This window comes from Metabacillus sp. 22489 (assembly GCF_052044855.1).
Lineage (GTDB): Bacteria > Bacillota > Bacilli > Bacillales > Bacillaceae > Metabacillus > Metabacillus niabensis.
This window is the reverse complement of the sequence record NZ_JBQENT010000009.1, coordinates 68,261-93,214: the sequence shown is the minus strand read 5'-3', so window position 1 is coordinate 93,214 and position 24,954 is coordinate 68,261. Positions and strand designations below refer to the sequence as shown.

At 34.2% G+C, this 24,954-nt stretch carries 26 protein-coding genes; 25 read left to right on the top strand and 1 reads right to left on the bottom strand.

What is annotated here, in order from left to right:
• Positions 1–33: 33 nt before the first annotated feature.
• The 10 genes from aroA (at position 34) to ypjB (ending at position 8,891) form a co-directional block, all read left to right on the top strand.
• On the top strand, positions 34–1,329 hold the full coding sequence (aroA, locus tag ACTJJ9_RS07940; protein WP_145581534.1) for a 3-phosphoshikimate 1-carboxyvinyltransferase: 1,296 nt from the start codon (positions 34–36) through the stop codon (positions 1,327–1,329).
• 153 nt (positions 1,330–1,482) lie between these two features.
• On the top strand, positions 1,483–2,403 hold the full coding sequence (locus ACTJJ9_RS07935; protein ID WP_145581533.1) for a hypothetical protein: 921 nt from the start codon (positions 1,483–1,485) through the stop codon (positions 2,401–2,403).
• Positions 2,404–2,595: 192 nt separating this feature from the next.
• Complete coding sequence (locus ACTJJ9_RS07930) at positions 2,596–3,885, top strand: tetratricopeptide repeat protein (RefSeq protein ID WP_440768584.1); 1,290 nt, start codon at positions 2,596–2,598, stop codon at positions 3,883–3,885.
• Positions 3,886–3,963: 78 nt separating this feature from the next.
• A complete protein-coding gene (locus ACTJJ9_RS07925; RefSeq protein ID WP_095301144.1) occupies positions 3,964–4,521 on the top strand; it encodes a ReoY family proteolytic degradation factor in 558 nt (185 codons plus the stop codon).
• A 161-nt stretch (positions 4,522–4,682) separates the two neighbouring features.
• Entirely contained in the window at positions 4,683–5,135 is a 453-nt protein-coding gene (locus ACTJJ9_RS07920; protein ID WP_145581531.1) for a YpiF family protein, read from the top strand.
• Between the two features lie 144 nt (positions 5,136–5,279).
• Complete coding sequence (locus ACTJJ9_RS07915) at positions 5,280–5,786, top strand: ubiquinol-cytochrome c reductase iron-sulfur subunit (RefSeq protein WP_095301146.1); 507 nt, start codon at positions 5,280–5,282, stop codon at positions 5,784–5,786.
• 4 nt (positions 5,787–5,790) lie between these two features.
• On the top strand, positions 5,791–6,465 hold the full coding sequence (gene qcrB, locus ACTJJ9_RS07910; protein WP_095301147.1) for a menaquinol-cytochrome c reductase cytochrome b subunit: 675 nt from the start codon (positions 5,791–5,793) through the stop codon (positions 6,463–6,465).
• Positions 6,466–6,514: 49 nt separating this feature from the next.
• Entirely contained in the window at positions 6,515–7,282 is a 768-nt protein-coding gene (locus ACTJJ9_RS07905) for a menaquinol-cytochrome c reductase cytochrome b/c subunit (protein ID WP_095301148.1), read from the top strand.
• A gap of 110 nt (positions 7,283–7,392) precedes the next feature.
• Positions 7,393–7,989, top strand: a complete 597-nt coding sequence (locus ACTJJ9_RS07900; protein WP_145581530.1) for a DUF1405 domain-containing protein — start codon at positions 7,393–7,395, stop codon at positions 7,987–7,989.
• Positions 7,990–8,099: 110 nt separating this feature from the next.
• Complete coding sequence (gene ypjB, locus ACTJJ9_RS07895; protein WP_145581529.1) at positions 8,100–8,891, top strand: sporulation protein YpjB; 792 nt, start codon at positions 8,100–8,102, stop codon at positions 8,889–8,891.
• Between the two features lie 45 nt (positions 8,892–8,936).
• Here the strand turns inward: ypjB and ACTJJ9_RS07890 are convergent, their stop codons facing one another.
• A complete protein-coding gene (locus ACTJJ9_RS07890; protein WP_095302208.1) occupies positions 8,937–9,809 on the bottom strand; it encodes a YitT family protein in 873 nt (290 codons plus the stop codon).
• Positions 9,810–9,953: 144 nt separating this feature from the next.
• Here ACTJJ9_RS07890 and ACTJJ9_RS07885 point away from each other — a divergent pair, with 144 nt between their 5' ends.
• The 15 genes from ACTJJ9_RS07885 to ACTJJ9_RS07815 all read left to right on the top strand — a co-directional run bounded on the left by ACTJJ9_RS07885 (position 9,954) and on the right by ACTJJ9_RS07815 (position 24,888).
• Positions 9,954–10,283, top strand: a complete 330-nt coding sequence (locus ACTJJ9_RS07885; RefSeq protein ID WP_095302207.1) for a nucleotide pyrophosphohydrolase — start codon at positions 9,954–9,956, stop codon at positions 10,281–10,283.
• Positions 10,284–10,298: 15 nt separating this feature from the next.
• A complete protein-coding gene (gene dapB, locus ACTJJ9_RS07880) occupies positions 10,299–11,096 on the top strand; it encodes a 4-hydroxy-tetrahydrodipicolinate reductase (protein ID WP_095302206.1) in 798 nt (265 codons plus the stop codon).
• A gap of 15 nt (positions 11,097–11,111) precedes the next feature.
• Positions 11,112–11,516 carry a methylglyoxal synthase gene (mgsA, locus tag ACTJJ9_RS07875; RefSeq protein WP_095302205.1) on the top strand — a complete coding sequence of 135 codons (405 nt, stop codon included), beginning with the start codon at positions 11,112–11,114 and terminating at the stop codon, positions 11,514–11,516.
• A gap of 529 nt (positions 11,517–12,045) precedes the next feature.
• On the top strand, positions 12,046–12,759 hold the full coding sequence (gene bshB1 / locus ACTJJ9_RS07870; RefSeq protein WP_145581528.1) for a bacillithiol biosynthesis deacetylase BshB1: 714 nt from the start codon (positions 12,046–12,048) through the stop codon (positions 12,757–12,759).
• Positions 12,756–13,892, top strand: coding sequence for an N-acetyl-alpha-D-glucosaminyl L-malate synthase BshA (bshA, locus tag ACTJJ9_RS07865; RefSeq protein ID WP_095302203.1), 1,137 nt, complete (start codon positions 12,756–12,758; stop codon positions 13,890–13,892). The genes bshB1 and bshA overlap by 4 nt, the downstream gene beginning before the upstream one ends.
• 29 nt (positions 13,893–13,921) lie before the next feature.
• A complete protein-coding gene (locus ACTJJ9_RS07860; RefSeq protein WP_145581527.1) occupies positions 13,922–15,136 on the top strand; it encodes a CCA tRNA nucleotidyltransferase in 1,215 nt (404 codons plus the stop codon).
• The gene (locus tag ACTJJ9_RS07855) at positions 15,106–16,089 is read left to right on the top strand and encodes a biotin--[acetyl-CoA-carboxylase] ligase (RefSeq protein ID WP_145581526.1); all 984 of its coding nucleotides are present in this window, start codon (positions 15,106–15,108) and stop codon (positions 16,087–16,089) included. The genes ACTJJ9_RS07860 and ACTJJ9_RS07855 overlap by 31 nt, the downstream gene beginning before the upstream one ends.
• Before the next feature lie 366 nt (positions 16,090–16,455).
• Positions 16,456–17,295: a 3-methyl-2-oxobutanoate hydroxymethyltransferase gene (gene panB, locus ACTJJ9_RS07850; RefSeq protein WP_145581525.1), complete on the top strand. Its 840-nt coding sequence runs from the start codon at positions 16,456–16,458 to the stop codon at positions 17,293–17,295.
• A complete protein-coding gene (gene panC / locus ACTJJ9_RS07845; protein ID WP_145581524.1) occupies positions 17,292–18,137 on the top strand; it encodes a pantoate--beta-alanine ligase in 846 nt (281 codons plus the stop codon). The genes panB and panC overlap by 4 nt, the downstream gene beginning before the upstream one ends.
• 44 nt (positions 18,138–18,181) lie before the next feature.
• On the top strand, positions 18,182–18,568 hold the full coding sequence (gene panD / locus ACTJJ9_RS07840; protein ID WP_095302198.1) for an aspartate 1-decarboxylase: 387 nt from the start codon (positions 18,182–18,184) through the stop codon (positions 18,566–18,568).
• Positions 18,569–18,811: 243 nt separating this feature from the next.
• Positions 18,812–21,625 (top strand): ATP-dependent DNA helicase DinG, encoded by a 2,814-nt coding sequence (gene dinG / locus ACTJJ9_RS07835; RefSeq protein WP_145581523.1) that lies wholly within the window; start codon positions 18,812–18,814, stop codon positions 21,623–21,625.
• A gap of 218 nt (positions 21,626–21,843) precedes the next feature.
• Positions 21,844–22,014 carry a YpmA family protein gene (locus ACTJJ9_RS07830; RefSeq protein ID WP_145581522.1) on the top strand — a complete coding sequence of 57 codons (171 nt, stop codon included), beginning with the start codon at positions 21,844–21,846 and terminating at the stop codon, positions 22,012–22,014.
• 15 nt (positions 22,015–22,029) lie between these two features.
• On the top strand, positions 22,030–22,542 hold the full coding sequence (locus ACTJJ9_RS07825; RefSeq protein ID WP_145581521.1) for a cell wall elongation regulator TseB-like domain-containing protein: 513 nt from the start codon (positions 22,030–22,032) through the stop codon (positions 22,540–22,542).
• 135 nt (positions 22,543–22,677) lie between these two features.
• Positions 22,678–23,970 carry an asparagine--tRNA ligase gene (gene asnS, locus ACTJJ9_RS07820; RefSeq protein ID WP_095302194.1) on the top strand — a complete coding sequence of 431 codons (1,293 nt, stop codon included), beginning with the start codon at positions 22,678–22,680 and terminating at the stop codon, positions 23,968–23,970.
• Between the two features lie 222 nt (positions 23,971–24,192).
• A complete protein-coding gene (locus ACTJJ9_RS07815) occupies positions 24,193–24,888 on the top strand; it encodes a DnaD domain-containing protein (protein WP_145581520.1) in 696 nt (231 codons plus the stop codon).
• The last annotated feature ends 66 nt before the right edge of the window (positions 24,889–24,954 follow it).

Sequence of the window (24,954 nt, the reverse complement as noted above, 5' to 3'; positions counted from 1 at the left end):
TGAGTAGGATAATTGAGGTTTGAGGTGAAAACAATGACAACATCTAAAAAATTATCAAATGTTCAACGGCTTACTGGCACAATTGAGGTTCCAGGTGACAAATCAATCTCCCATAGAGCGGTAATGTTTGGTTCAATAGCAACTGGTAAAACTGAAATATCAAATTTCTTAATGGGAGCGGATTGTTTAAGCACTGTTTCCTGTTTTCGGAAAATGGGTGTTTCAATTGATATTAGTGATGGGAAAGTAATTGTTGAGGGAAAAGGTATGGATGGGTTACGAGAACCGTCTGATATTTTAGATGTCGGTAATTCAGGCACTACAACTAGATTGATGTTAGGTATTCTTTCTGGTGCACCTTTTCATGCATGTATCATTGGTGATGAATCTATCGCTAGAAGACCGATGTCACGGGTAACAAAACCATTACGTTTAATGGGTGCTTCCATTGATGGCCGCGAAAATGGCCAATATACACCTCTTTCAATCCGTGGTGGAAACTTGAAGGGGCTTACGTATGAATCACCTGTAGCCAGTGCACAAGTTAAATCTGCAATTTTATTAGCTGGATTACGTACTGATAAAGAGGAAACAACGGTAATTGAACCACATAAATCAAGAGATCATACGGAAAGAATGCTAAGAGCTTTTGGTGTAGAGGTGAAGGAAGATTCTACATCTGCAACTGTTATTGGCGGGAAAGAACTTGAGGCAACTAATATTTTTGTCCCAGGTGATATTTCATCAGCTGCATTTTTTCTTGTTGCAGGAGCTATTGTACCTAATAGTGAAATCATATTAAAAAATGTAGGAATTAATCCTACAAGAACTGGAATAATAGAAGTTTTGCAGATGATGGGTGCTTCAATTGAAATTATTCAGCATGATCAATATTCATTTGAGCCTATTGCTGATATCATCATAAAAACTTCTACATTAAAGGGAATAACAATCGGCGGAGATTTAATACCTAAACTAATTGATGAAATTCCTGTTATCGCATTATTGGCTACTCAAGCAGAAGGAAAAACAGTAATAAAAGATGCAAGTGAACTTAAAGTAAAGGAAACAAATCGTATCGATACTGTTGTTGGGGAATTATCAAAGCTTGGAGCATCGATTGAAGCAACTGACGATGGTATGATTATTACTGGGAAAACGGGTTTATCTGGCAATGTATCAGTATCGAGCCATGGAGATCACCGAATTGGTATGATGCTAGCGATTGCTGCATGTATTACAGATGGAACGCTTGATTTACATGATGTTGATGCTATTGCGGTATCTTATCCAAACTTTTTTGAACATTTATCATTACTATCTAAATAAAAATAAATGATGCTAAAACGGACCTAATATTACTTAATGTAAAGTTATAGTAATATTAAGTTCGTTTTTTTTTTGAAAGATTACTTATTCGATCATAATTCATACCTGACCTACATAGCTTGTCTTAAAGAGGATAAAAAGGTGGGGAGTGTTATGAGTTATATTTTGGACAGTGCTAGACTACTTAAATCAGATAGGATTCAAAAAACGTCCTTACTAATTAATCAAAACCGTATTGAGTTTATGCGTCAAACAATGGAGAATATTCGTTATATGCGAATGGATTTGAGCCCATATTTATTAACACCAGGACATGTAATGGTTGATTTTTCTCTACATTCATCTCTTCAATTTCATGGATTCAAACATTTAATAACAAATAGGTATATAAAAAAAGGGTGTACAACAGTCGTTACCGTTGCAAATGTCAATAATGAAAATGATCTCCTTTCAAGCGTTAAAGAAAAAAGGCAACTAATGATTAACTCACCGATTGATTATTATATTGGCATTAAACTTCCGTTTAAATCATTAACCCCTTCTCTAATAAGAAAATGTAAACGATATAATATAAGCGTTATCTTTGTTGATATCGAGGAATACGATAACCTTTTAAGTAAATCTTGGGGATGGATAAGAGATGCGATGTTTTCAAATCCGATAACTTTAGTTCCATATCTAAATGAAGAAACATATTCATTAATTAAAAAACAAAAAACACTTCAAATCTGGGATAAAATAATGAATGAGCATCGATTATCATCGATTCCAATGATATTAAAAGAGGGTGAACCAATATCTCGAGATGTATTAATGAGACTTGGAATTTACCCAATTAAAGGTGATTTACATGTAGGTGGTCAAGTAAACTATAACCTTTATCAATATGATGAAGTTCATAATCTTTCTGATGGAAGGCCGAGCATTGATTTTGACAAAACATATCCAGTCATTACTACACATCAAGGGAAGCTTATCCAAGTAAACGGAATGGTGTCATTTATTCCTGGAATTGGTGAAGAATGTTTTATTTCTATTTCAGGGCGTTTTATACCACAATCAGTGACGATTTGATGTAAAATATTAATGAAATGCTACTGAATAATACCACTATATTTGATCATGAAGGTACTTATTAGTAGATTTTTTCGTAAAGATATGGCATAGTAATAGTCCACGTAATGAAACGTAATTTATGATAAAAGATTGAGTCATGTGTGCTTTTTTCAATATTGTTTTCATAGCTAAAAAATAATCAAGCATCACATACAGAGAAAGGAACAAAATATGCTAAATTCAGTTCTTAATGAAGCAATTGATCTTGTTAATAAAGGAAAAACCGAACAGGGCTTAGAACTTTTAGAAAATATTCTACCTACTCTTCATGATGAAGAAAAGCTTCAGCTTGCTGATCAATATTTTCAATGGGGGATTGTAGATAAAGCTCATACTATCGTTGAAGAACTCCATTTCCTTTATCCGGAAGAAATCCAAATTACTCTGTTTTTAGCCGAGATATTTATTGATTTAGAAAAAGAAGAGCAAGCAATTGAATTATTAAATACTATTCCAGTTGAACATGAATCTTATCCACAAGCACTTCTGTTATTGGCAGATTTATATCAAATGCAAGGATTAGCGGAAGTTAGTGAACATAAACTATTAGAAGCTAAACAGTTGTTACCAGAGGAATTCATTATCGATTTTGCTCTTGGAGAATTGTATTTCCATCAGGGGCAATATAAACATGCAATCCCGTATTATGAGAAAGTTGTAAGCGAGCATCCAGAAATTTCAGGTGTACAATTAGCTCAAAGGCTTGGAGAATGCCTAAGCGCAAATGGGCAATTTGAAGAGGCATTAGATTACTATCAACATGCAGTAGATGCTCATGAAGATTTGAATACTCTTCTTGGCTATGGAATGACTGCCTTTCAGGGCGGTTTTTATAAAACAGCTATTCAACAATTATCAAAGCTAAAAGAAATTGACCCTCAGTATTCTTCTCTATACTTATATTTGGCTAAAGCATATGAACATGAAGGGTATTTGGATGAAAGTCTTGAAACTGTTCAGCAAGGAATTAAAATTGATGAATTTAATAAAGAATTATTTCTCTTTGGAGGAAAAATTGCAATTAAATTAGGGAGAATTGATGAGGCGGAAAGACTCCTTCGCGAGACGATAGCGATAGACCCAAGTCATCTCGAGGCAATTATTACTTTAAGCCACGTGTTTTTACAGGACGAAAGATATGATGAAGTCATTGATTTAATAAATGAAAGTAAACGTTATGGTGAAGAGGATCCACAATTCGAATGGAATTTAGCCCGAGCTTATCATCAAAAAGAAGAGTTTTCACAGGCATTAAATCATTATCAACTTGCATATAATTTTTTCAAGGATCAACGAGAATTTTTACATGAATATGCCTACTTTCTATTAGAAGATGGGCAACGTAGTGAAGCAAAAAAAATCTTTAAACAATTGCTTAAAAATGATCCTTCAAATGTCGAAATCGGTGAGATTTTGCTACAATTAGAGGATGACTTTTAAGTGATAAAAGCAGGATATTATTTTAATTTTGTGGAATTAACATAGTAAGATAACAGAATTTGCAGAGGAGGGAATTGCATGGTGGCCCCTGTATCTGTCCATGAAAAGAAAGATTTTATCAGGTGGTTTTTGAATCATTATCAGTTGAAGAGAAGAGAATGCGTTTGGATTTTAAACTATTTAATGAGTCATGATACATTAATGGAAAAAGTACACTTTGTTGAACAGGCACAGTATTGTCCAAGAGGAATCATTATGTCAACGCATTGTGTAGAGGAAGTACCATTTCGCTTTTATAAAGAAAATGTTATGACTACTGATGCAGAGAAATCATTTCATGATATCCGGTTAAATAAAGATGAAGAATTGTTTATTCAGCTTAATTTCCGTTCTGCATATCAATCTCCACAATATGCTGCTGTTTTGGAAGCAAATCCATTTATGCCTGACCATTTATTTGGAAATGAGAAGGACCGAGAAGTTGCTGAAAAGCTATTAGAGCATTCGATTGAAACGTTTCAAAAGGAAAAATTGTATCAACTAATTGATGAAGCACTTGATCAACAAAATAAAGAGGAATTTGACAGGCTTACAACTCAATTAATTCAACTTAACAATCAATCAAAAAACAAATAAATTTTGTCTAGTATAATGACTCATCTTTACTGAGTTATTATATTAGACATTTTTTTTACATATTAAGCGTTATGCACTAAGGGAAAATGAGCTTTTTTAATTTAACAATTTAAAGTGCAAGATATATAATAGATTTATTATTAGGAATGGAAGTGAATGAATTGAAGTGGGTTTTAGAAGATGTTGATGTTTACAATCAATCAAAGGAGTATGTTGATACGGCTGTTATTCCGCTTATTCCAGTTTCGGTCCAATCTGACTTTAAAAGTGTTGTTTCAAAAGGGGAATTTATTACACATGTAACAGCTGAGCTTGAAAGACAGTTAAAAGGAAGGGTGTATTTATTTCCACCGTTTACATATTTGAAAAATACAAAAAATGTGTTTGAAATTTTGCTAGAATGGAAAACTGAGATACAAAGGGAATTTAAGCATGTATTTTTTCTAACTAGTGATGAGATGTTAAAACATAATAAACCTCAATCTTTATCAAATAATCTCATTTGGTTAGGGGCAGTTCCTATAGAACATATGGATGATAATTTAAAAAGAAAGCTCTTACAAGATCAAGTCGAACAAATTTTGAACATTTTATTACAATCTTGGAATAATTAAAAAAATTTTTTTATTTGCAAAATTACAAAACATGATTTTATTGACCTCATGGAAAGATTGATATATCATGAGTATGTCCTAGTTTTATATATCATTTCCGTATGTCCTATATGGACTTTAGCTTACAATAGAGGGGGGAAAATGATGAGCGAGAAAAAACATCGGGTTTCAAGACGTCAATTTTTAAATTATACGCTTACTGGTGTAGGCGGTTTCATGGCTGCAGGTATGCTTATGCCAATGGTACGCTTTGCACTTGACCCTGTGCTCCGACCAGCAGAAGAATCAGAATTAGTTCAAGTAGTAAGTGTAGACGAAATAACTGAAGAACCACAACGCTTTGACTTTAAAATCAAACAAAAAGATGCTTGGCATGAATCTGAAGAAACAAAATCGGCTTGGGTATTTAAAGAAGGGGATAAGATCACTGCGTTATCGCCTGTTTGTAAGCACTTAGGCTGTACGGTTGGATGGAATAATGACCCATCAAACAAGAACAGATTTTTCTGTCCTTGTCATTATGGACTTTACGAAAAAGATGGTACGAACGTTAAAGGTACACCACCTTTAGCACCACTTGATGTTTATGAGCATGCAGTAAAGGACGGGTTTTTATTCTTAGGTAAAGCAAAACCACGAGGGGAGGCGTAATCGATTGCTTAATAAGATCTATGATTGGGTTGACGAACGTTTGGATATTACGCCAATGTGGCGCGATATTGCTGACCATGAAGTACCTGAACACGTAAACCCTGCACACCATTTTTCTGCCTTTGTTTATTGCTTTGGTGGATTAACATTCTTTGTTACTGTAATTCAAGTTTTATCAGGTATGTTTTTAACGATGTACTATGTTCCCGATATTAAAAATGCTTGGGAATCCGTATTTTATTTGCAAAATGAAGTTGCATTTGGGCAAATCGTACGTGGTATGCATCACTGGGGAGCAAGTCTCGTTATTGTTATGATGTTCCTACATACTTTACGTGTATTTTTCCAAGGTGCTTATAAGAAACCACGTGAATTAAACTGGATCGTTGGGGTATTAATTTTCTTTGTAATGCTCGGATTAGGTTTAACGGGTTATTTATTGCCTTGGGATATGAAAGCGTTATTTGCAACAAAAGTTACCTTGCAAATTGCTGAATCGGTACCGCTTATTGGGCCAACTATTAAAACCTTGTTATCAGGACATCCTGAAATTGTAGGTGCGCAAACACTTACTCGCTTCTTTGCAATCCATGTATTCTTCTTACCAGCTGCATTATTCGGTTTAATGGCAGCACACTTTGTGATGATTCGAAAACAAGGTATATCCGGACCTCTATAATATAAATGAAATGAATTTAAAGACAACAACTTAGTAAGGAGGGGAAATCATGCATCGCGGAAAAGGTATGAAATTTGTAGGTGACTCTCGTATTTCTGCTGAGAGGAAACCTAATATTCCGAAAGATTATTCGGAGTATCCTGGAAAGACAGAGGCGTTCTGGCCGAACTTCCTCTTAAAGGAATGGTTAGTTGGTGCTGTGTTCTTAGTCGGCTTTTTATGTCTAACAGTAGCGCATCCATCACCTCTTGAGCGTGTGGCTGATCCTACTGATGCTGGGTATATTCCATTACCTGACTGGTACTTCCTATTTTTATACCAGTTATTAAAATATTCCTATGCCTCTGGACCTTTTACTGTAATTGGAGCAATAATCATTCCTGGTCTTGCATTCGGTGGATTAATGTTAGCGCCGTTTCTTGATCGCGGTCCACATCGTCGTCCAGCAAAGCGTCCTGTTGCTGTAGGGATGATGCTTTTAGGGGTTGCAGCTGTATTCTATCTAACATGGGAGTCTGTCGTAACTCATGACTGGGAAGCTGCTGCAGAGCAAGGGAAGATTCAAGCTGAAGCTGAAATTGATAAAGAATCTGACGGTTATAAAATTTATGAGGCACAAGGCTGTATTCAATGTCATGGTGAAAATCTAGAGGGTGGTCCAGCAGGAAAAGCACTTGTCGATAATGGATTGGAACCAGATAAAATCGCTGATGTTGCAAAAAACGGTCAAGGAGCAATGCCTCCTGGTGTCTTTAAAGGTACAGATGAAGAATTAAAAGTATTATCAGAATTTATTTCTGGTGTTACTTCAAAATAAAGCTGACTTTTGTCAGCTTTTTTTTTGAAAACGTCTATAAAATGTGTTTAAGTTAAATTTTAATAAATAGTGTTTTTTCTTTGGAATTTAAATAAGTATGGTGATTAAACTTGAAAATGATTCATTATCTGCTAGGTAATAAACCTATGCTGTTACTTGTTTTTGTAATTAATTTTTTTGGAACTCTTTACGGCTATTTCTGGTATAAGGATCAGCTAGCTGTAACACCTCCACAATTCCTTTTATTTGTACCGGATAGTCCAACTGCTAGCTTATTTTTTACAATTGTAATTGTCGCTTTTCTCTTTCGGAAAAATCTCCCTACGATAGAGGCACTCGCTATTGTGACATTATTTAAATATGGAATTTGGGCTGTAATTATGAATCTGCTCGTATTAATGATAAATGGTCATTTAGTATGGCAGGGCTATATGTTGATTGCATCTCATTTTGCTATGGCAGTACAGGGAATACTTTATGCACCATATTACCGATTTAAGCTTAAGCATTTATTAATTGCAGCAGTATGGACATTACATAATGATGTTATTGATTATGTTTTTGGAATGATGCCACGTTATGGAACATTAAACGATTATATGAGTCAAATAGGTTACTTTACTTTTTGGCTAAGTATGATCTCTCTATTTATCGCATATATATTTGTTATTCATAAAAAATCGACAAAGCTTTCAATACCTGAATAAAAAATTCGATTAGGTTTTCTTCATTGTTCTATTCTTTTTTCAAAAGTTGTTGGTCTATCCTTGTCCAATTCCTCATACGATTTTTAAGAGAAGTTCTAGGGGGGACAAGGATGAGAAAATGGCTAATTGCACTTATTATCGGCATAGTGTTAGTCCAAACGAAACCAATAAATGCCGAGGAAACATATGATTGGGAATTTCTTAATAAGATTTCTAACACTGCACTCCAACTTGCAAAACAAGAGCGTTATAGTGAGTCTGCCCAACTACTTGATTATTTTTCTATGAAATTTGAAGATATACCGATTAACCGGGATTCAATTTCACTTGATCATTTTCGAATGATCTCAAGTACTCATAAGGATGCAAAATCAATTATTCTAGATGAAAAGAAGACAAAAGAGGAAAAGGTTCGAACTTTAACAAAATTTAGGCTTGTTGTAGACGCTATGGTTTCAGAACATCAACCTCTTTGGGGTTCAATGGAATCGTCGATTATGGAGACATTTTCTCAAATTAAGACTGATGTGCAATCCGGTGATATTCAGTCATTTCAACACGACTGGAATGAGTTTTTAAGTTTATACGAAATTATCTATCCGAGTATTCAAGTTGATATCGATGATAGGCGAGTAAAGCAAATGGATGAACATATATCAGTAATAGGCGACAAGTTCTTTCAAGATGTACCTGAAACAAGTCGTGTGAAACAATTATCATTGATGGAAGAGGAATTAAAAGCAATCTTTGAAAGAGTTAAAGAAGATGAAGCTGACCCATCTTTAGTGTGGGTGATGATAACAACAGGTAGCATCATTTTATTATCATTATCTTATTCCGGTTGGAGAAAATACCGTGGAGAAAAGGAAAAATTAGAAAAAAGGGAACAAAATAAAGAGTAAAAAGCTTGAGGATTTCTCAAGCTTTTTTTATTAAGTATGTAATGACTATCGCTGTAATGGGTTTTTGTTTTCATCAAGTGTAAATCCCTCGCCTAAAACATCATGTACATCACTTACTGCAACAAATGCATGTGGATCTACAGAATTGATAACATTTTTTAAACGGACAATTTCATTTTTACCTACTACACAATATAACACATCTAGGTTTTGCTTCGAAAATGAACCTTGACCTTTTAAAATGGTGACACCACGTTCCATTTCTTTCATAATTCTCTCTGCTATTTTATCAGGGTATTGTGAAATAATAGTTGCTCCTTTGGCAGCATAAGCTCCTTCTTGCATAAAATCAATGACTCTTGCACCAACAAATACAGCAACAAGTGTATACATGGCTTCTCTGTAAGAAAGGTAAGTAATTAATGATAAAACAATGACACATAAATCAAACATAAACATGGTTTTCCCCATACTCCAGCCAAAGTAGCGATGACATAAACGTGCAATAATATCAACGCCACCTGTTGTTCCGCCATAGCGGAAAATTGTACCTAAACCGATACCAAGAAATACCCCAGCAAATAAAGCGGCAAGTGTCAGGTCTTCATTTAGTGGCATATTAATTTGATATTTTTGAAATATCCATAGGTAGAAGGAGAGGCTTACTGTACCAATCATTGTGTAAATAAATGAGGTTCTCCCAAGTACCCGCCAACCAATAAAAAATAACGGAATATTTAATACTAAATTACTGATAGAGGGATCAATATGAAAAAGGAAAAAGAGCATTAGTGTAATACCTGTAAAACCACCTTCAGCTAGGTTGTTTTGCATATTAAAGTGAACTAAGCCGAAACCAAAGATGGCAGATCCGATTAAAATGAAAAGAATATTTTTTACACGTAAATGACCGTTCATGTAGCACCTCCAAAAAATTAATGGCGATTTACATTATAGTTGATAGAATGTCAAGGTGCAAATTTTCAAAAAATGATTACGAAATAATTGTAAATCTTTATCGTATTAGCTAACATTGAATAGAAAGTAGATGAGGTGATACAAATGGAGCAAAAGAAAATGAAAGACCTTCAACGTGAAGTGGATGAGTACATAAGCGGATTTAAAGAAGGATACTTCTCTCCATTAGCTATGATGGCTCGTATAACAGAGGAAGTTGGAGAGTTAGCGAGAGAAATTAATCACTACTATGGAGAAAAACCAAAAAAAGCCAGTGAAACAGAAAAAGCCATTGAAGAAGAACTGGGAGATGTATTATTTGTTTTAATTTGTCTAGCCAATTCTTTAAACATAGATTTAGAAACGGCACATGACATTGTAATGAAAAAGTTTAAAACAAGAGATAAAGACAGATGGACGAAAATTGAGGAATGAAGGAGTTATGAAACAATGGAACAAATCAAAATAGTTATAGCAGGTCCTCGTGGACGAATGGGAAGTGAAGCTGTAAAGCTTGTTGAGCAAACAACAAACTTTACTCTTGCTGCTGTCGTAGATCATAAGTATGAGGGGAAAAGTTTAAAAGATTTAGATGGATTTGATGTGGATGTACCAATTTATACAGATATTGATAAATGTTTTTTTGAGACGAATCCACATGTTCTTATCGATTTGACAACACCAGAAATTGGAAAGATACATACGAAGAAGGCGTTACTAAATGGGGTTAGACCTGTTGTGGGCACAACTGGCTTTTCTGAAGAGGATTTAAAAGAGCTACAGGAATTAACAGTAGAAAAAGGGATAGGTGCAATTATTGCTCCGAATTTTGCGATTGGAGCAATTTTAATGATGAAATTTTCGCAAATGGCCGCTAAATATTTCCAAGATGTCGAGATTATTGAACAGCATCACGATCAAAAGCTAGATGCACCATCTGGTACGGGTCTAAAAACGGCGGAAATGATATCTGCTGTTAGAGAAACGAAACAGCAAGGTCATCCGAACGAAAAAGAAATTCTCGCTGGTGCGCGAGGGGCGGAATATAATGGAATTCGACTTCATAGTGTACGTCTACCAGGTTTAATTGCACATCAAGAAGTTTTATTTGGTGGGGATGGACAAACATTAAAAATCCGGCATGATTCATACAACCGGGCTTCATTCATGTCAGGAGTAAAGCTTGCTGTTGAGAGCGTAATGAAGGTCGATTTACTAGTATATGGATTAGAAAATATTATCGAATAAAAGGGGGAGTTTACAATGAAAATTGCATTAATTGCACATGATAAAAAGAAAACAGACCTTGTTCAGTTTGTATTAGCATACAAGCCGATATTTGAGGAGCATGAACTTTTTGCAACAGGGACAACGGGGTTACGTATTCAGGAGGCAAGTGGTTTGAATGTCCATCGTTTTCAATCAGGTCCCCTTGGAGGAGATCAAGAAATCGGAGCACTTATTGCAAAGAATGATATGGATATGGTTATCTTTTTCCGTGATCCGTTAACTGCCCAACCACACGAACCAGATATTTCAGCATTACTTCGTCTTTGCGACGTATATTCTATTCCACTTGCAACAAATATGGGGACAGCTGAAATGTTAGTACGTGGTCTTGAGCGTGGTGACTTAAATTGGCGGGAAGTCATTCAAACGAATGATTGATAATTGAAACGGAAGTGAACCAAGGATTAAGTTTATTTTTTATGGTCTATATTAAATTATATTGTTGATTTTTAAGATAGATGTTGATTGGAGCGAATGCCTTAAGCGAAAATCAATAATAAAGTTTAACAAAACCATTTTAAAACCATGATTATTTTTAAAATGGCCAAGATTAATTTCATACTTATTTACGGGCAGTTCAAACTTTTTTAAGGAAGTTTTAAAACTGCCCGTATCGTTTATATTATGAACAACTATCCTTCTTAAAAAACTAAACGATATTTTTAAGACTGAACATAATATACATAAGAACATTAATATTTTAGCTAATAGATTATTTTGTATGATTGATATTTTTGTTTTATATAAAATAGCAGGAGCAACATAATGGGGGCAAATGGTCAATTTAAACAAAAAACTTCGATTTATCTAAAAACTTAATAAGACAAATCATTTGAAATTGGCTAATTATTTGGTCTATTATACGTGATGTAGATCATTTAAAACCTTATAAAAAAGGGAGAGAAATATGAATAATAAGCTAGACATACTCGCATTTGGTGCTCATCCAGATGATGTGGAAATTGGCATGGGGGGAACACTTGCCAAATATTCTTTTAAAAATTACAAAATCGGAATTTGTGATTTGACAAAGGCTGAACTTTCTTCAAATGGTACGGTTACAATACGTCAGGAAGAAGCAAAAAGGGCTGGTGAAATTCTTGGCATTACAACAAGAATCCAATTATCATTACCAGATCGTGGACTTTATATTACAGAAGCTGCAATACAAGAAATTGTCACAGTGATAAGGATGTATCAGCCTACTTACATATTCGTTCCTTATTTTGAAGATCGCCACCCAGATCATGGGAACTGTGCGAGATTAGTAGAGGAGGCAGTTTTCTCGTCAGGTATTGGAAAATATCGAGATACGCTGGAACAGCCGCCACATCGTGTGCAGAATGTCTTTTATTATATGATAAATGGTTTTCAAAGCCCTGATTTTGTCATTGATATTACTGAAACAATTCATAAGAAAATTGCAAGTCTTACTGCATATGAAAGTCAATTTGTTAAGGGAGATCGTTCAGTAGACACACCACTAACAAATGGATATATTGAAACAGTAGAAAGCAGAGAAAGGCTTTATGGTAAACAAGTGGGTGTTAAATATGCAGAAGGATTTAAAGCTAAACAACCACTTTTATTAAAAGAAGATTTTATTGGAGAAGCAAAATGAAAAAATTAAAGATTGGTATTACATGTTATCCATCTGTTGGTGGTTCAGGAGTTGTTGCAACAGAATTAGGAAAACTCCTTGCAGAACGAGGACATGAAATTCATTTTATTACATCTAGTTTACCTTTTCGCTTAAACAAGGTATATTGCAACATTACCTTTCATGAAGTGGAGGTAAATCAATATTCTGTCTTTAAATACCCACCATATGATTTAGCACTAGCAAGTAAAATGGCGGAAGTTGCAAAACGTGAAGAATTGGATTTATTACATGTCCATTATGCAATTCCTCATGCTATTTGTGCAATCTTAGCAAAACAAATGGTTGACGAAAATTTAAAAATAGTAACAACTCTTCATGGAACAGATATTACTGTTTTAGGGTATGATCAATCATTAACAGATTTAATACGATTTGGAATTGAATCATCTGATAAGGTAACAGCTGTATCGAATTCATTAGTAAAACAAACAAATGAACTTATTCAACCTAAAAAAGAGATTGAGACTGTTTATAATTTTATTGATGAACGAGTGTATCATAAAAGAGATGCATCCCATTTGAAAAGCCAATTCGGGATCGATATTGATGAAAAGGTTATCATCCATGTCTCTAATTTTCGCAAAGTGAAACGTGTACAGGATGTTGTTTATTCATTTCAATTAATTCAAAGAAAAATAAAGTCAAAGCTATTATTAGTTGGTGACGGTCCAGAAATGTCATTTGTCAGTAGATTAGTGAGAGAGTTAGGCCTTACAGATAAGGTGCTTTTCCTAGGCAAGCAAGATAACTTAGAGGAGCTCTATTCGTTAAGTGATCTTATGTTATTATTATCTGAAAAGGAAAGCTTCGGATTAGTGCTATTAGAAGCTATGGCTTGTGGAGTACCTTGTATCGGAACAAATGCTGGAGGAATCCCAGAAGTGATTAACGAAGGGGAAACTGGTTATATTTGTGAAATAGGTGATATAGAGGCAATAGCATTTAAAGCTATAACATTGTTACAAAATGAAAATCTCCACAAAAAAATGTCTAACTATGCGATAACCATTGCCCATGAAAACTTCCATTCGGAAAAGATTGTTTCGCAATATGAATCGTTGTATTATGAATTGCTTTCTATGGAAAAATGATGGAAGTCGCTTAAAGAAGGAGTATTAAAATGGATACACCATTTCTAAAAGCTAAACCAATATTAAAAAAATTACATGATAATGGTTACGAAGCTTTTTTCGTAGGTGGGGCAGTACGTGACTATCTTTTAAATCGAGATATTGGTGATATCGATATTGCAACTAGCGCGAAACCAGATGAGATCCAACAAATATTTAACCATACAATTGATGTTGGTGCTGAGCACGGAACGATTATTGTTCTTTTTGATAATTTACCGTACGAAGTTACTACATATCGTGCAGAATCAGGCTATGAGGATTTTAGACGTCCGAATTCTGTAACATACATAACATCATTGGAAGAAGATTTAAAACGAAGAGATTTTACAATTAATGCAATGGCAATGGATAGTCATGAAACTCTGTATGATTATTTTAATGGACGAGAAGATTTAAAAAAGCGAGTTATTCGTACAGTCGGTAAGGCATCCGAAAGATTTACAGAAGATGCACTTCGAATGCTAAGGGCGGTTCGTTTTGTAAGCCAGTTAAACTTTGCGCTTTGTCCAACTACCTTAACAGCTATAAAGGACTACGGTTATTTATTATCTAAGATTTCGATTGAAAGAAAGACAATTGAATTTGATAAATTGCTTAAAGGGACTAATTATCAAAATGCCCTTCACTTAATTGTAGATTTGAATATTCATCAATTTTTGCCTGGCTTAATTGAGAAGGAGCAAGAATTGATGAAGCTCTCTAAATACGATTTTTCCTTATTAAGAACAAAGGAAGAATTTTGGACACTGCTAACATATCTAATTAAGCCTCATTCTATCGAAGCTTTTTTAAGAGGATGGAAGCTGCCAGTCAAACTAATGAAAGAAGTACAGAGAAGAATTCAATTTATTGATATGCTTAAGGATAAGGACTGGGACGATGAACAGTTATATGATGCAGGGGATGAGCTTGCTGTGTCAGTTGAAAGACTACGTGTTGTTCTTATGGAATGGACAAACTGTCACGAACGGATACGAAAAATACAACAACGATTCGCAATGCTGCCGATTAAAGAACGAGGTGAGCTTGCAGTTACTGGTCACGACGTCATTAAAATAGTAAAACAAAATCCAGGCCCATGGGTATCAGTTGCATTAAGCAAAATTGAAAGGGCGGTTGTAACGAATAAGGTAGTTAATGAAAGAAAAGCAATAAAGGAGTGGTTATTAACATGCAATCAGGACTTCGATCGAAATTGTTAGAAGCCTTTTCAAAAGCTGATGGTGAATTTTTATCAGGTCAAAAAATTAGTGAATATATTGGCTGCTCAAGAACGGCTGTTTGGAAGCATATAGAGGACCTTAGAAAAGAGGGGTATGAGCTTGAAGCTGTTCGCAGACGTGGTTACAGAATTACAAAGAAGCCTGATAAAATAAGCAGCAATGAAATCCAGCTCGGTTTACAAACGAAAGCTATGGGGAGAAATATTCATTTTGCGGAGGAAGTAACATCTACTCAAAAAATTGCTCAAACTCTTGCAGCTGAAGGAGCACAAGAAGGGACAATTGTCGTTGCGGACAAGCAGACTAATGGAAGAGGGAGAATGGCAAGATCATGGTATTCACCGAGTGGGACAGGTATTTGGATGAGTATGATTATAAGGCCAAATATTCCGATAAATAATACACCTCAACTAACATTACTTACTGCTGTGGCAATTGTTCAAGCAATTGAGGAGGAAACAACTTTAAAGCCAGATATTAAATGGCCGAATGATATTTTAGTAAACGGTAAAAAGCTTGTAGGAATATTAACTGAGCTTCAAGCTGAGGCAGATCAGGTTCACTCGGTCATTATTGGCACAGGGATTAACGTCAATCAGCTTGAGGATCATTTTCCTGAGGAATTACGTTCAATTGCTACTTCAATCTATATCGAATCAGGCGAATTATGTGAAAGATCTAAGCTTATTCAATCAATTTTGTTGAAGTTTGAGGCTCTTTATTCTCTATATTTATCGAAAGGTTTTATACCGATTAAGCTTCTTTGGGAAAGCTATGCGATCAGTTTAAATAAAGTAATACAGGCAAGAACAATTAATGGAGTCATAGAAGGAAAAGCAATCGGCATTGATAATGATGGTGCGTTATTAATCGAAACAAATGAAAATGGAATAGAACGAATCTATTCTGCGGATATTGAAATAAAACAATGATTTTATCTATCATTTTAGAATAGTAATTAATGAAATCCTTTGTTATAATGAAAAACGGGTAGTATCTTTTTTAGAACTACACCTTATTGGAAATTGCTTTTCTAACAAAATGAATCTTCTTCATGTGATTCAAATAAAACAATGTTATGATTCTAAATTCTGCCTTGATCCATAAAGGACTAGGACGGAGGGATGAAAACTGATTAAGTATACAATAAATCCTTCTTTCTATGTCGAAAGAGGGATTTTTTTATCGTTTTCCCCTCCCCTAAAATGAATCACATAGCTAACAATTTGAAAGACATTAGACTGTGAAGCAATTTTAGGGAATAGGAAAAGCATTTCTAAATCTTTGGAGGGGAATGTATGAAAACTAGATTAGATTTTATGAAAATGAAGCATTCAGGTGAGCCGATCACGATGATTACAGCTTATGATTATCCAAGTGCAAAGCAAGCGGAAATGGCTGGAGTCGATATGATTCTTGTTGGAGATTCATTAGGTATGGTTGTATTAGGATATGATTCTACAATTCCAGTGACAGTGGATGACATGATTCACCATACAAAAGCGGTAAAACGTGGTGCAAAGGAGACATTTATTGTCACAGATATGCCATTTATGTCCTACCATTTGTCACCTGTCGATACTTTAAGAAATGCAACAAGATTAATGCAAGAAGGAGGAGCTGATTGCTTAAAGCTTGAAGGTGCCGATGGTGTTACGGATACAATTTTAGCACTGACAAATGGAGGAATTCCAGTTATTGGCCACCTAGGCTTAACACCGCAATCAGTAAACGTTCTTGGTGGGTATAAAGTTCAAGGAAAAAGTGCAAAGGCAGCTGAGAAGTTATTAGATGATGCAAAACGAGTGCAAGAAGCTGGTGCAATAGCACTTGTATTAGAATGTGTTCCACAACAACTTTCAAAAGAAATTTCGTTACAATTAGATATACCAACAATCGGAATTGGTGCAGGTCCACATACAGACGGTCAAGTATTGGTTTACCACGATTTAATTGGTTATCTGGATGGTAGAGTGCCAAAGTTTGTAAAACAATATGCTGCAATTTCTCCAACAATTGAGCAATCAATCAAGGAATACATTCGAGATGTAAAAAATCGAACATTCCCAGAAGAAAAGCATTCATTTAACATGAAAAAGGAAGAAAAAATTAATTTATATCGAGAGGTTAAGCAATGAATGTAGTTACGGCTAAGGACGAATTAAAGAGTAAAATAGCTGAATATAAAAAACAAAAAAAGTCAATTGGATTCGTGCCAACAATGGGGTTTTTACATGAAGGGCATCTAAAGCTTATTGAGGAAGCAAGAAAAGATAATGATATTGTGATTCTAAGTATTTTCGTAAATCCTTTACAGTTTGGTCCAAATGAAGATTTTGAATCATACCCGAGGGATCAGCAAAGAGATGAAGAGTTAGCAAATAGCGCGGGAGTTGATCTTGTTTTTCTACCGTCTGTTAATGAAATGTATCCGCAATCTCCAGGATATACAATCTCAGTTCAATCAAGAGTGAATGTATTGTGCGGTAAATCACGGGTTGGCCATTTTGATGGTGTTGCTACGATTTTAACAAAACTATTTCATCTTATTGAACCTAACAGAGCATATTTTGGAATGAAGGATGCCCAACAGGTCGCTGTAGTCGAAGGGTTAGTTGAAGAACTAAATTTCCCGATAGAAGTTGTACCAGTCTCTACAATAAGAGAAGCTGATGGTCTTGCAAAAAGCTCTCGAAATGTTTATTTAAATGAGGAAGAAAGACGTGAGGCTCCATCACTTTATAGAAGCTTAGTTATTGCTAAAGAGGAAATTGTAAAAGGGAATACTAATTTTGAAGAGATAAAAGTAATGATTAAAGCTTATATTACTCAAAATACAAGTGGTGTAATTGATTATATAGAAATATTAACTTATCCACAGCTCGAGGAAATCAAAGTTCCAAAAGGAAAGGTCATTTTAGCTATAGCAGTTAAATTTTCTAAAGCAAGATTAATTGATAATATTACCGTTGAAATTTAAAGGGAAAACATAAGGATGATATGGAACGATTGGAGTGATAAAATGTGTTTCGGACAATGTTAAATGCTAAAATTCATCGCGCCCGGGTAACTGAGGCAAATTTAAACTATGTAGGTAGTATTACGATTGATGAGGATATACTTGATGCGGTAGGGATGATTGCAAACGAAAAGGTTCAAATTGTAAATAATAATAACGGAGCTCGTTTTGAGACTTATATTATTCCTGGCGAAAGAGGGAGTGGGGTTATTTGCTTGAATGGCGCTGCGGCAAGACTTGTTCAAGAAGGGGATATTATTATTATTCTAACTTATACCTTAATACCCGAAGATAAAATTACGACACATAAACCAAAAATAGCCGTCATGGATGAGAATAATAAAATTATTGACATGCTTGGACATGAACCTGCTTCAACCATTTTAAGCTAATTTGGAAAAATAAGGGCTAACACTTCAAAACAATGATATAGTCACTAAAGACTATACAATGTATTGGTGTTGCCCTTATTATGTTTATTAAGATGTTTGTTTTTATCATTTTTCAAGATCGTACTAAACAAATAAATACGAACCTGAGGGTTTTGGATGAAATTATGTTATAGTAAATATATTAATAACCTAAGCAAAATATCATGCATAAAAAGCTTTACATAATTATAGGAGTGTCACAGAATGAATGAGCAACGATTTGTCGTAGTCGATTTAGAAACAACAGGAAATTCCCCTAAAAAAGGGGACAAGATTATTCAAATAGCAGCTATAGTATTAGTAAATGATCAAATTGTTGATAAATTTGTAAGTTTTGTTAACCCGTTACAAAAAATCCCACCGTTTATCGAACAATTAACAGGTATTACGAATGAGATGGTTGACAAAGCGCCAACCTTTGAGGAAATTGCCGAGAAAATTCAATCGTTGCTTACAAATTCTACATTTGTCGCTCATAATGTATATTTTGATTTATCTTTTTTACAAGAGGAATTAATAAGTTGTGGGTTGCAATTTAATGGACCTATTCTTGATACAGTTGAGCTATCACGGATTGCGTTTCCAACGAAAAAAAGTTATAAATTATCGGATTTAAGTGATGAATTTGATATGCTACATGAAAACCCGCACAGAGCTGATAGCGATGCTGAGGTCACAGCCGAACTATTTATACAAATACTCGAGAAGTTTAAGTCTTTACCGATCATTACATTGCAACAGCTTTCCCGCTTATCGAGATCATTTATTAGTGATCTCGAAGATGTATTGGAAGATATCATTGCAGAAAAATTAGTGAATATTGAAAAACAAAATCATCATCATCTTGAAATAATCAGAACATTGGCGATAAAAAACAGAAGTCAAATGGTGGAAGCAAATCAAGATATAGATGAACAGATTGGAATAGAAGAAATTATTTCACATTTTAAGAATAGTCGCGATAAATTTACTAAGGATTATATAACGTTTCGGGTTCGAGATGAACAGCTTGTAATGATGAAGGAAATATACGATGATTTCTCTTCACATCAGCATAGCCTAATTGAAGCTACAACTGGAAGCGGAAAAACTTTAGCCTATTTGGTTCCATCTATTTTGTATGCTAAAAAACAAAAACGACCAATAATCGTTAGCACCTATACAACAACATTACAAGAACAGATGCTTGATCATGACGTTCCATTTTTAGAAAAGGTAATGCCTTTTTCTTTTAATGCGACGATTCTAAAAGGTCAGAGCCATTATTTGTGCCTGCAAAAATTTGAACAAGCGTTAAAGGAACCTGAAGATAACTATGATTTCATACTAACAAAGTCACAAATCCTTATTTGGATAACAGAAACAGAAACCGGAGATGTAGATGAATTAAATCTCCCATCAGGTGGTAAAGCTCTATGGAGTCAATTACACGTTGACCATTCATCCTTTAATAAAAATCCTTTCTTTGCATATTGTTATTATCAACTTGCAAAACAAAGAGCATTAAAAGCGAATCTAATTATTACAAATCATGCTATGCTCATTTCAGATATTGTTTATGACCAAAAGATATTACCTGATTATCAAGAAATTATTATAGATGAAGCCCATCATTTTCATCTTGTTGCAAGTGAACAATTAGGAGTTAAGTTTTCTTATTTAGAAATTCATAATCTCATTAACAGGTTAGGGACAAGTCAGACAAATGGTATTTTACAAAAATTTATAAAGATGAATGAAATTAACTTCGGCAACCAAAGCCCTATATTTAAAATTGACCAACTAGTCCAAGAACTACAGGATGAGTCTCATCAGTTTTTTTCTGCCATCCATGCATTTGTTCTGTCAAAAACGAAGGATAGTTCAATTAATCGAATCTCTTATCGCTTAGAGCTGGAAATTGAAAATAATCGAACATGGAATGCAATTTTAGAACTAGCAAAAAGGGTATCGTTTCTTTTAACAGATATTGTTAAAATAATGAATAAGTCATTACAAGTTCACATGAAAGAATCAGACCTTTCAATTAAAGATAAGATAATTCTTGAGGATTATAAAGCAATGATTTTGCGGATTAACGAATATAAGGATAAGCTAAATGCGATCCTTTTTTCACAATCTGATTCAACTGTTTCGTGGATTGAAATTGATTCTAAAGGGGCTAAAAATGCTGCATCCATTTATTCTCAGCCATTAGATATTTCGGAATTTTTAGCTGATCATTTCTTTGCAAATAAAAAAAGTGCAATACTCACTTCTGCAACGTTAGCAGTTAAACATTCATTTTCATATATGACTGATGCTGTTGGACTAACTGATTTTTATCCAAAACAATTACAATTGAAGTCACCCTTTAATTATAAAAAACAGGTTAAGCTATTTATTCCAACAGATATGCCGCATGTTAATGAGGTGTCACTTGATGATTTTTCTGAAGCAATTGCAGCTAATATAGGAAGTGTTGCACAAATAACAGACGGGAAAATATTAGCCTTATTTACATCCTATGAAATGTTAAAAAAAACGTATCAATTGCTAAAAGAGGATGAAACATTAGAGGATTTTATGATTCTCGGACAAGGAACAGGTAGTGGAAGTCGTTTGCGATTGACAAAGAATTTTAAGCAATTCGACAAAGCCATTTTATTAGGAACAAACAGCTTTTGGGAGGGCGTTGATTTTCCTGGTGAAGAGCTTACAGCATTAATGATTGTTCGTCTTCCTTTTGCATCCCCTGATAATCCGATTGTTGCGGCAAAATCTGAGCAGTTTAAAAGACAGGGTAAAAATGCATTTTACGATTATTCACTTCCCGAAGCGATTCTACGGTTTAAACAAGGATTTGGAAGATTAATTCGAAGTGAGGATGATCGAGGGATATTATTTGTTTTAGATCATCGTATCATAACAACAAAGTATGGGAAGGACTTTTTAAGCTCTATTCCAGAACTTGAAATTGAAAAAAATCCGATGCATCTTTTGACACATTCAATCGAGAAATGGATGAATCGTGATTAAAGCATGAAAACGCCTTTTCACCGTTAAAAAATGGCTGATTCAAAACTTGAATCAGCCTTAAATGGTGTGAGTTAGGAGAAAATTTATCATCATGTTAAAGTGTTAACACCTGTTAAAATGGATTAAGATACAACATTAGATGCCGTTGTAATGTTATTGTGTCCAGACAAAACAGACATATTAGTTACAATATTTGTTTCAAGTAGGAGGAATTTGTAGTGCAGAGTAAAATTGAGGTTATTTCAACTGTTACAGTTGAACATTCAGAAGATTTATATAAGATTGTTGATTTGTTAAATCGCACGTTAAAAAGAGAGGATCTAATGTTCGGATTAGCTCTCGACCAGCAAGATCAAAATAAAGCTGTATTTACCATTTATCGTACGTAAGGAAGTTGATTTAATATGGGAAAAAAAACGATCATTACATTAATTGTTTCTGTTGTTGTCTTAATAGGTGTGATCATTTTGTTTACGAATATATATCAAACAGCAAGAAACCAATATGAAGAGGGACATCAAAAATCAAAAGAATTTGTACTATCTAATAAAGATTTGGATGTAAAGTCAATTGATACAATTGAAACTTATAATGGTGAAAAGAAGTATCATGTAATGTCTGGAAAAAACGCAAAAAATGAAAAAATTTATGTTTGGGTACCTCAAGAAGAAAAAAATAATAAGCCCACTATTAAAAAGCAATCAGAAGGAATAACTGAAAAAGAAGCGATTGCAGAAGTTAATTCAGAAAAGAATCCTGAAAAAATAGTGGCTGTCACATTAGGGATGGATGAAGGAATTCCTATTTGGGAAGTAAAGTATATAGATAAATCAGACAGGTACAATTTTGATTACGTTAATTTTAATAATGGGGATATTATTAAACATATGGCGATAAAAAATGAAAAGGATTCATAAAAAAATTATATAAAAATAATAAAGAATATGTATGTTTAATCGGTTTATCATTGCTACAAAAAATGAAAAAAAGTATAATAAAAGCTGATTAGTACATAATTGATTAGACATCGGAGTTTTGGAGGGAAAGTGTTAGTGAAAACAACAATTGCAGAAGTAGGAAAATATGTTGGACAAGAAGTCAGAATTGGTGCTTGGCTTGCAAATAAACGTTCTAGCGGTAAGATTGCCTTTTTACAGTTAAGAGATGGCACAGGGTTTATTCAAGGTGTTGTTGTAAAAGAGGAAGTAGAAGAAGCGATTTTCCAAAAAGCTAAATCAATCACACAAGAAACTTCTTTATATGTGACAGGTACGGTAAGAGAGGATACTCGTTCACCATTTGGATATGAACTAGGTGTAACAAATGTAGAAGTAATTTCAGAATCAACTGATTACCCAATAACTCCTAAAGAGCATGGTACTGAATTTTTAATGGATCACCGTCATTTATGGTTGCGTTCTAAGCGACAACATGCAGTGATGAAAATTAGAAATGAAATCATTAGAGCTACATATGAATTTTTCAATAATGAAGGATTTGTAAAGGTGGATCCACCAATTCTTACAGGAAGTGCACCAGAGGGAACATCAGAATTATTCCATACGAAATATTTTGATGAAGATGCATACCTTTCTCAAAGCGGGCAGTTATATATGGAGGCTGCTGCAATGGCACTTGGTAAAGTATTTTCCTTTGGTCCAACATTTAGAGCTGAGAAATCAAAAACACGTCGTCATTTAATTGAATTTTGGATGATCGAGCCAGAGATGGCATTTTATCAATTTGAGGATAACTTACAAGTACAGGAAGCATATGTTTCATTTATTGTGCAAAATGTACTAAAAAATTGCAAGCTGGAATTGAATACTCTTGGAAGAGATATTTCAAAGTTAGAGAAAATTACAGCTCCATTCCCAAGAATCACATATGATGAAGCAATAACGTTCTTAAATGAAAAAGGATTTAATGATATTAAATGGGGAGATGACTTCGGAGCTCCACATGAAACAGCAATAGCTGAAGCTTATGATAAGCCAGTATTTATTACACATTACCCAACAAGCTTAAAGCCATTTTATATGCAGCCAGATCCAAATAGAGAAGATGTTGTTTTATGTGCAGATTTAATTGCTCCTGAAGGATATGGAGAAATTATTGGAGGTTCTGAACGTATTCATGATGTCGGATTATTAAAGCAGCGTATTGAGGAGCATCAATTAGATGAGAAGGCATATGAGTGGTATTTAGACTTAAGAAAGTATGGTTCAGTCCCTCACTCAGGCTTTGGATTAGGTCTTGAGCGTACTGTTGCATGGATTAGCGGGGTAGAACATGTAAGAGAAACGATTCCATTCCCACGTTTATTAAATCGATTATATCCATAATAATTTATGTATAAAGGTTGTTTCAATTAACTTACAATTGAAGCAGCCTTTTTATATGGTTTATAGCAGGAGAAAAATAAGCATATTCAACTAATTCGATTTTATTGATTAATATTACTATTGTTTATTAGTCATCTTTCGTTCAGTTGCCAAAAACAACCGAGGCTGATTATGTTCAATGTTTCGTCCTGACATGTTATACTTACAATTGAGGTGTGTTTGATGAATAAGGAACAATTTATTTATTTACAGGAAACAGGAAATGTATCAATTCCTGTTATTTTATTTCAACATTATTCGAAGTTAGGCTTAAATGAAGAAGAACTAATGGTGCTTTTACAAGTGCAACAATTTAAGCAAATGGGAAATCAATTTCCTACGCCGACAGAGCTTTCAGAACACATGTCAATCTCCACTTCTACTTGTACCTCGATCTTAAGAAGTTTAATTCAAAGAGGATTTTTATCAATTGAAGAGTGTGAAGAAAATACGATTCTATTTGAAAATTACTCCTTAAAACCATTATGGGACAAACTTTATACCTTTTTATCGCAGGAAAAAAATCGAGAAAAAAACAAAGAAGCTGACGAAAATTTATATACAATATTTGAGAATGAATTCGGTCGACCTTTATCACCAATTGAGTGTGAAACATTAGCGATATGGCTTGATCAGGAGGATTATGACCCAATTATTATCAAAGCGGCACTAAGGGAGTCTGTTATGTCAGGTAAGCTTAATTTTCGATATATCGATAGGATTCTGTTTGAATGGAAAAAGAATGGAATTAGAACGATAGAACAGGCGCGAAATCATTCGAAAAAATTTAGGCAGCATCAAGCGAATAATAGCTCTGTTCAGCAAAATCAAGAGGAATATAAAAGGAAAGTACCATTTTATAATTGGCTTGAGAGCTAGAGATAGCTCTTTTTTGTGTACGCAAATAGATTGTTTTTTATTCGATACTATAAAAAGAAGGTGAAA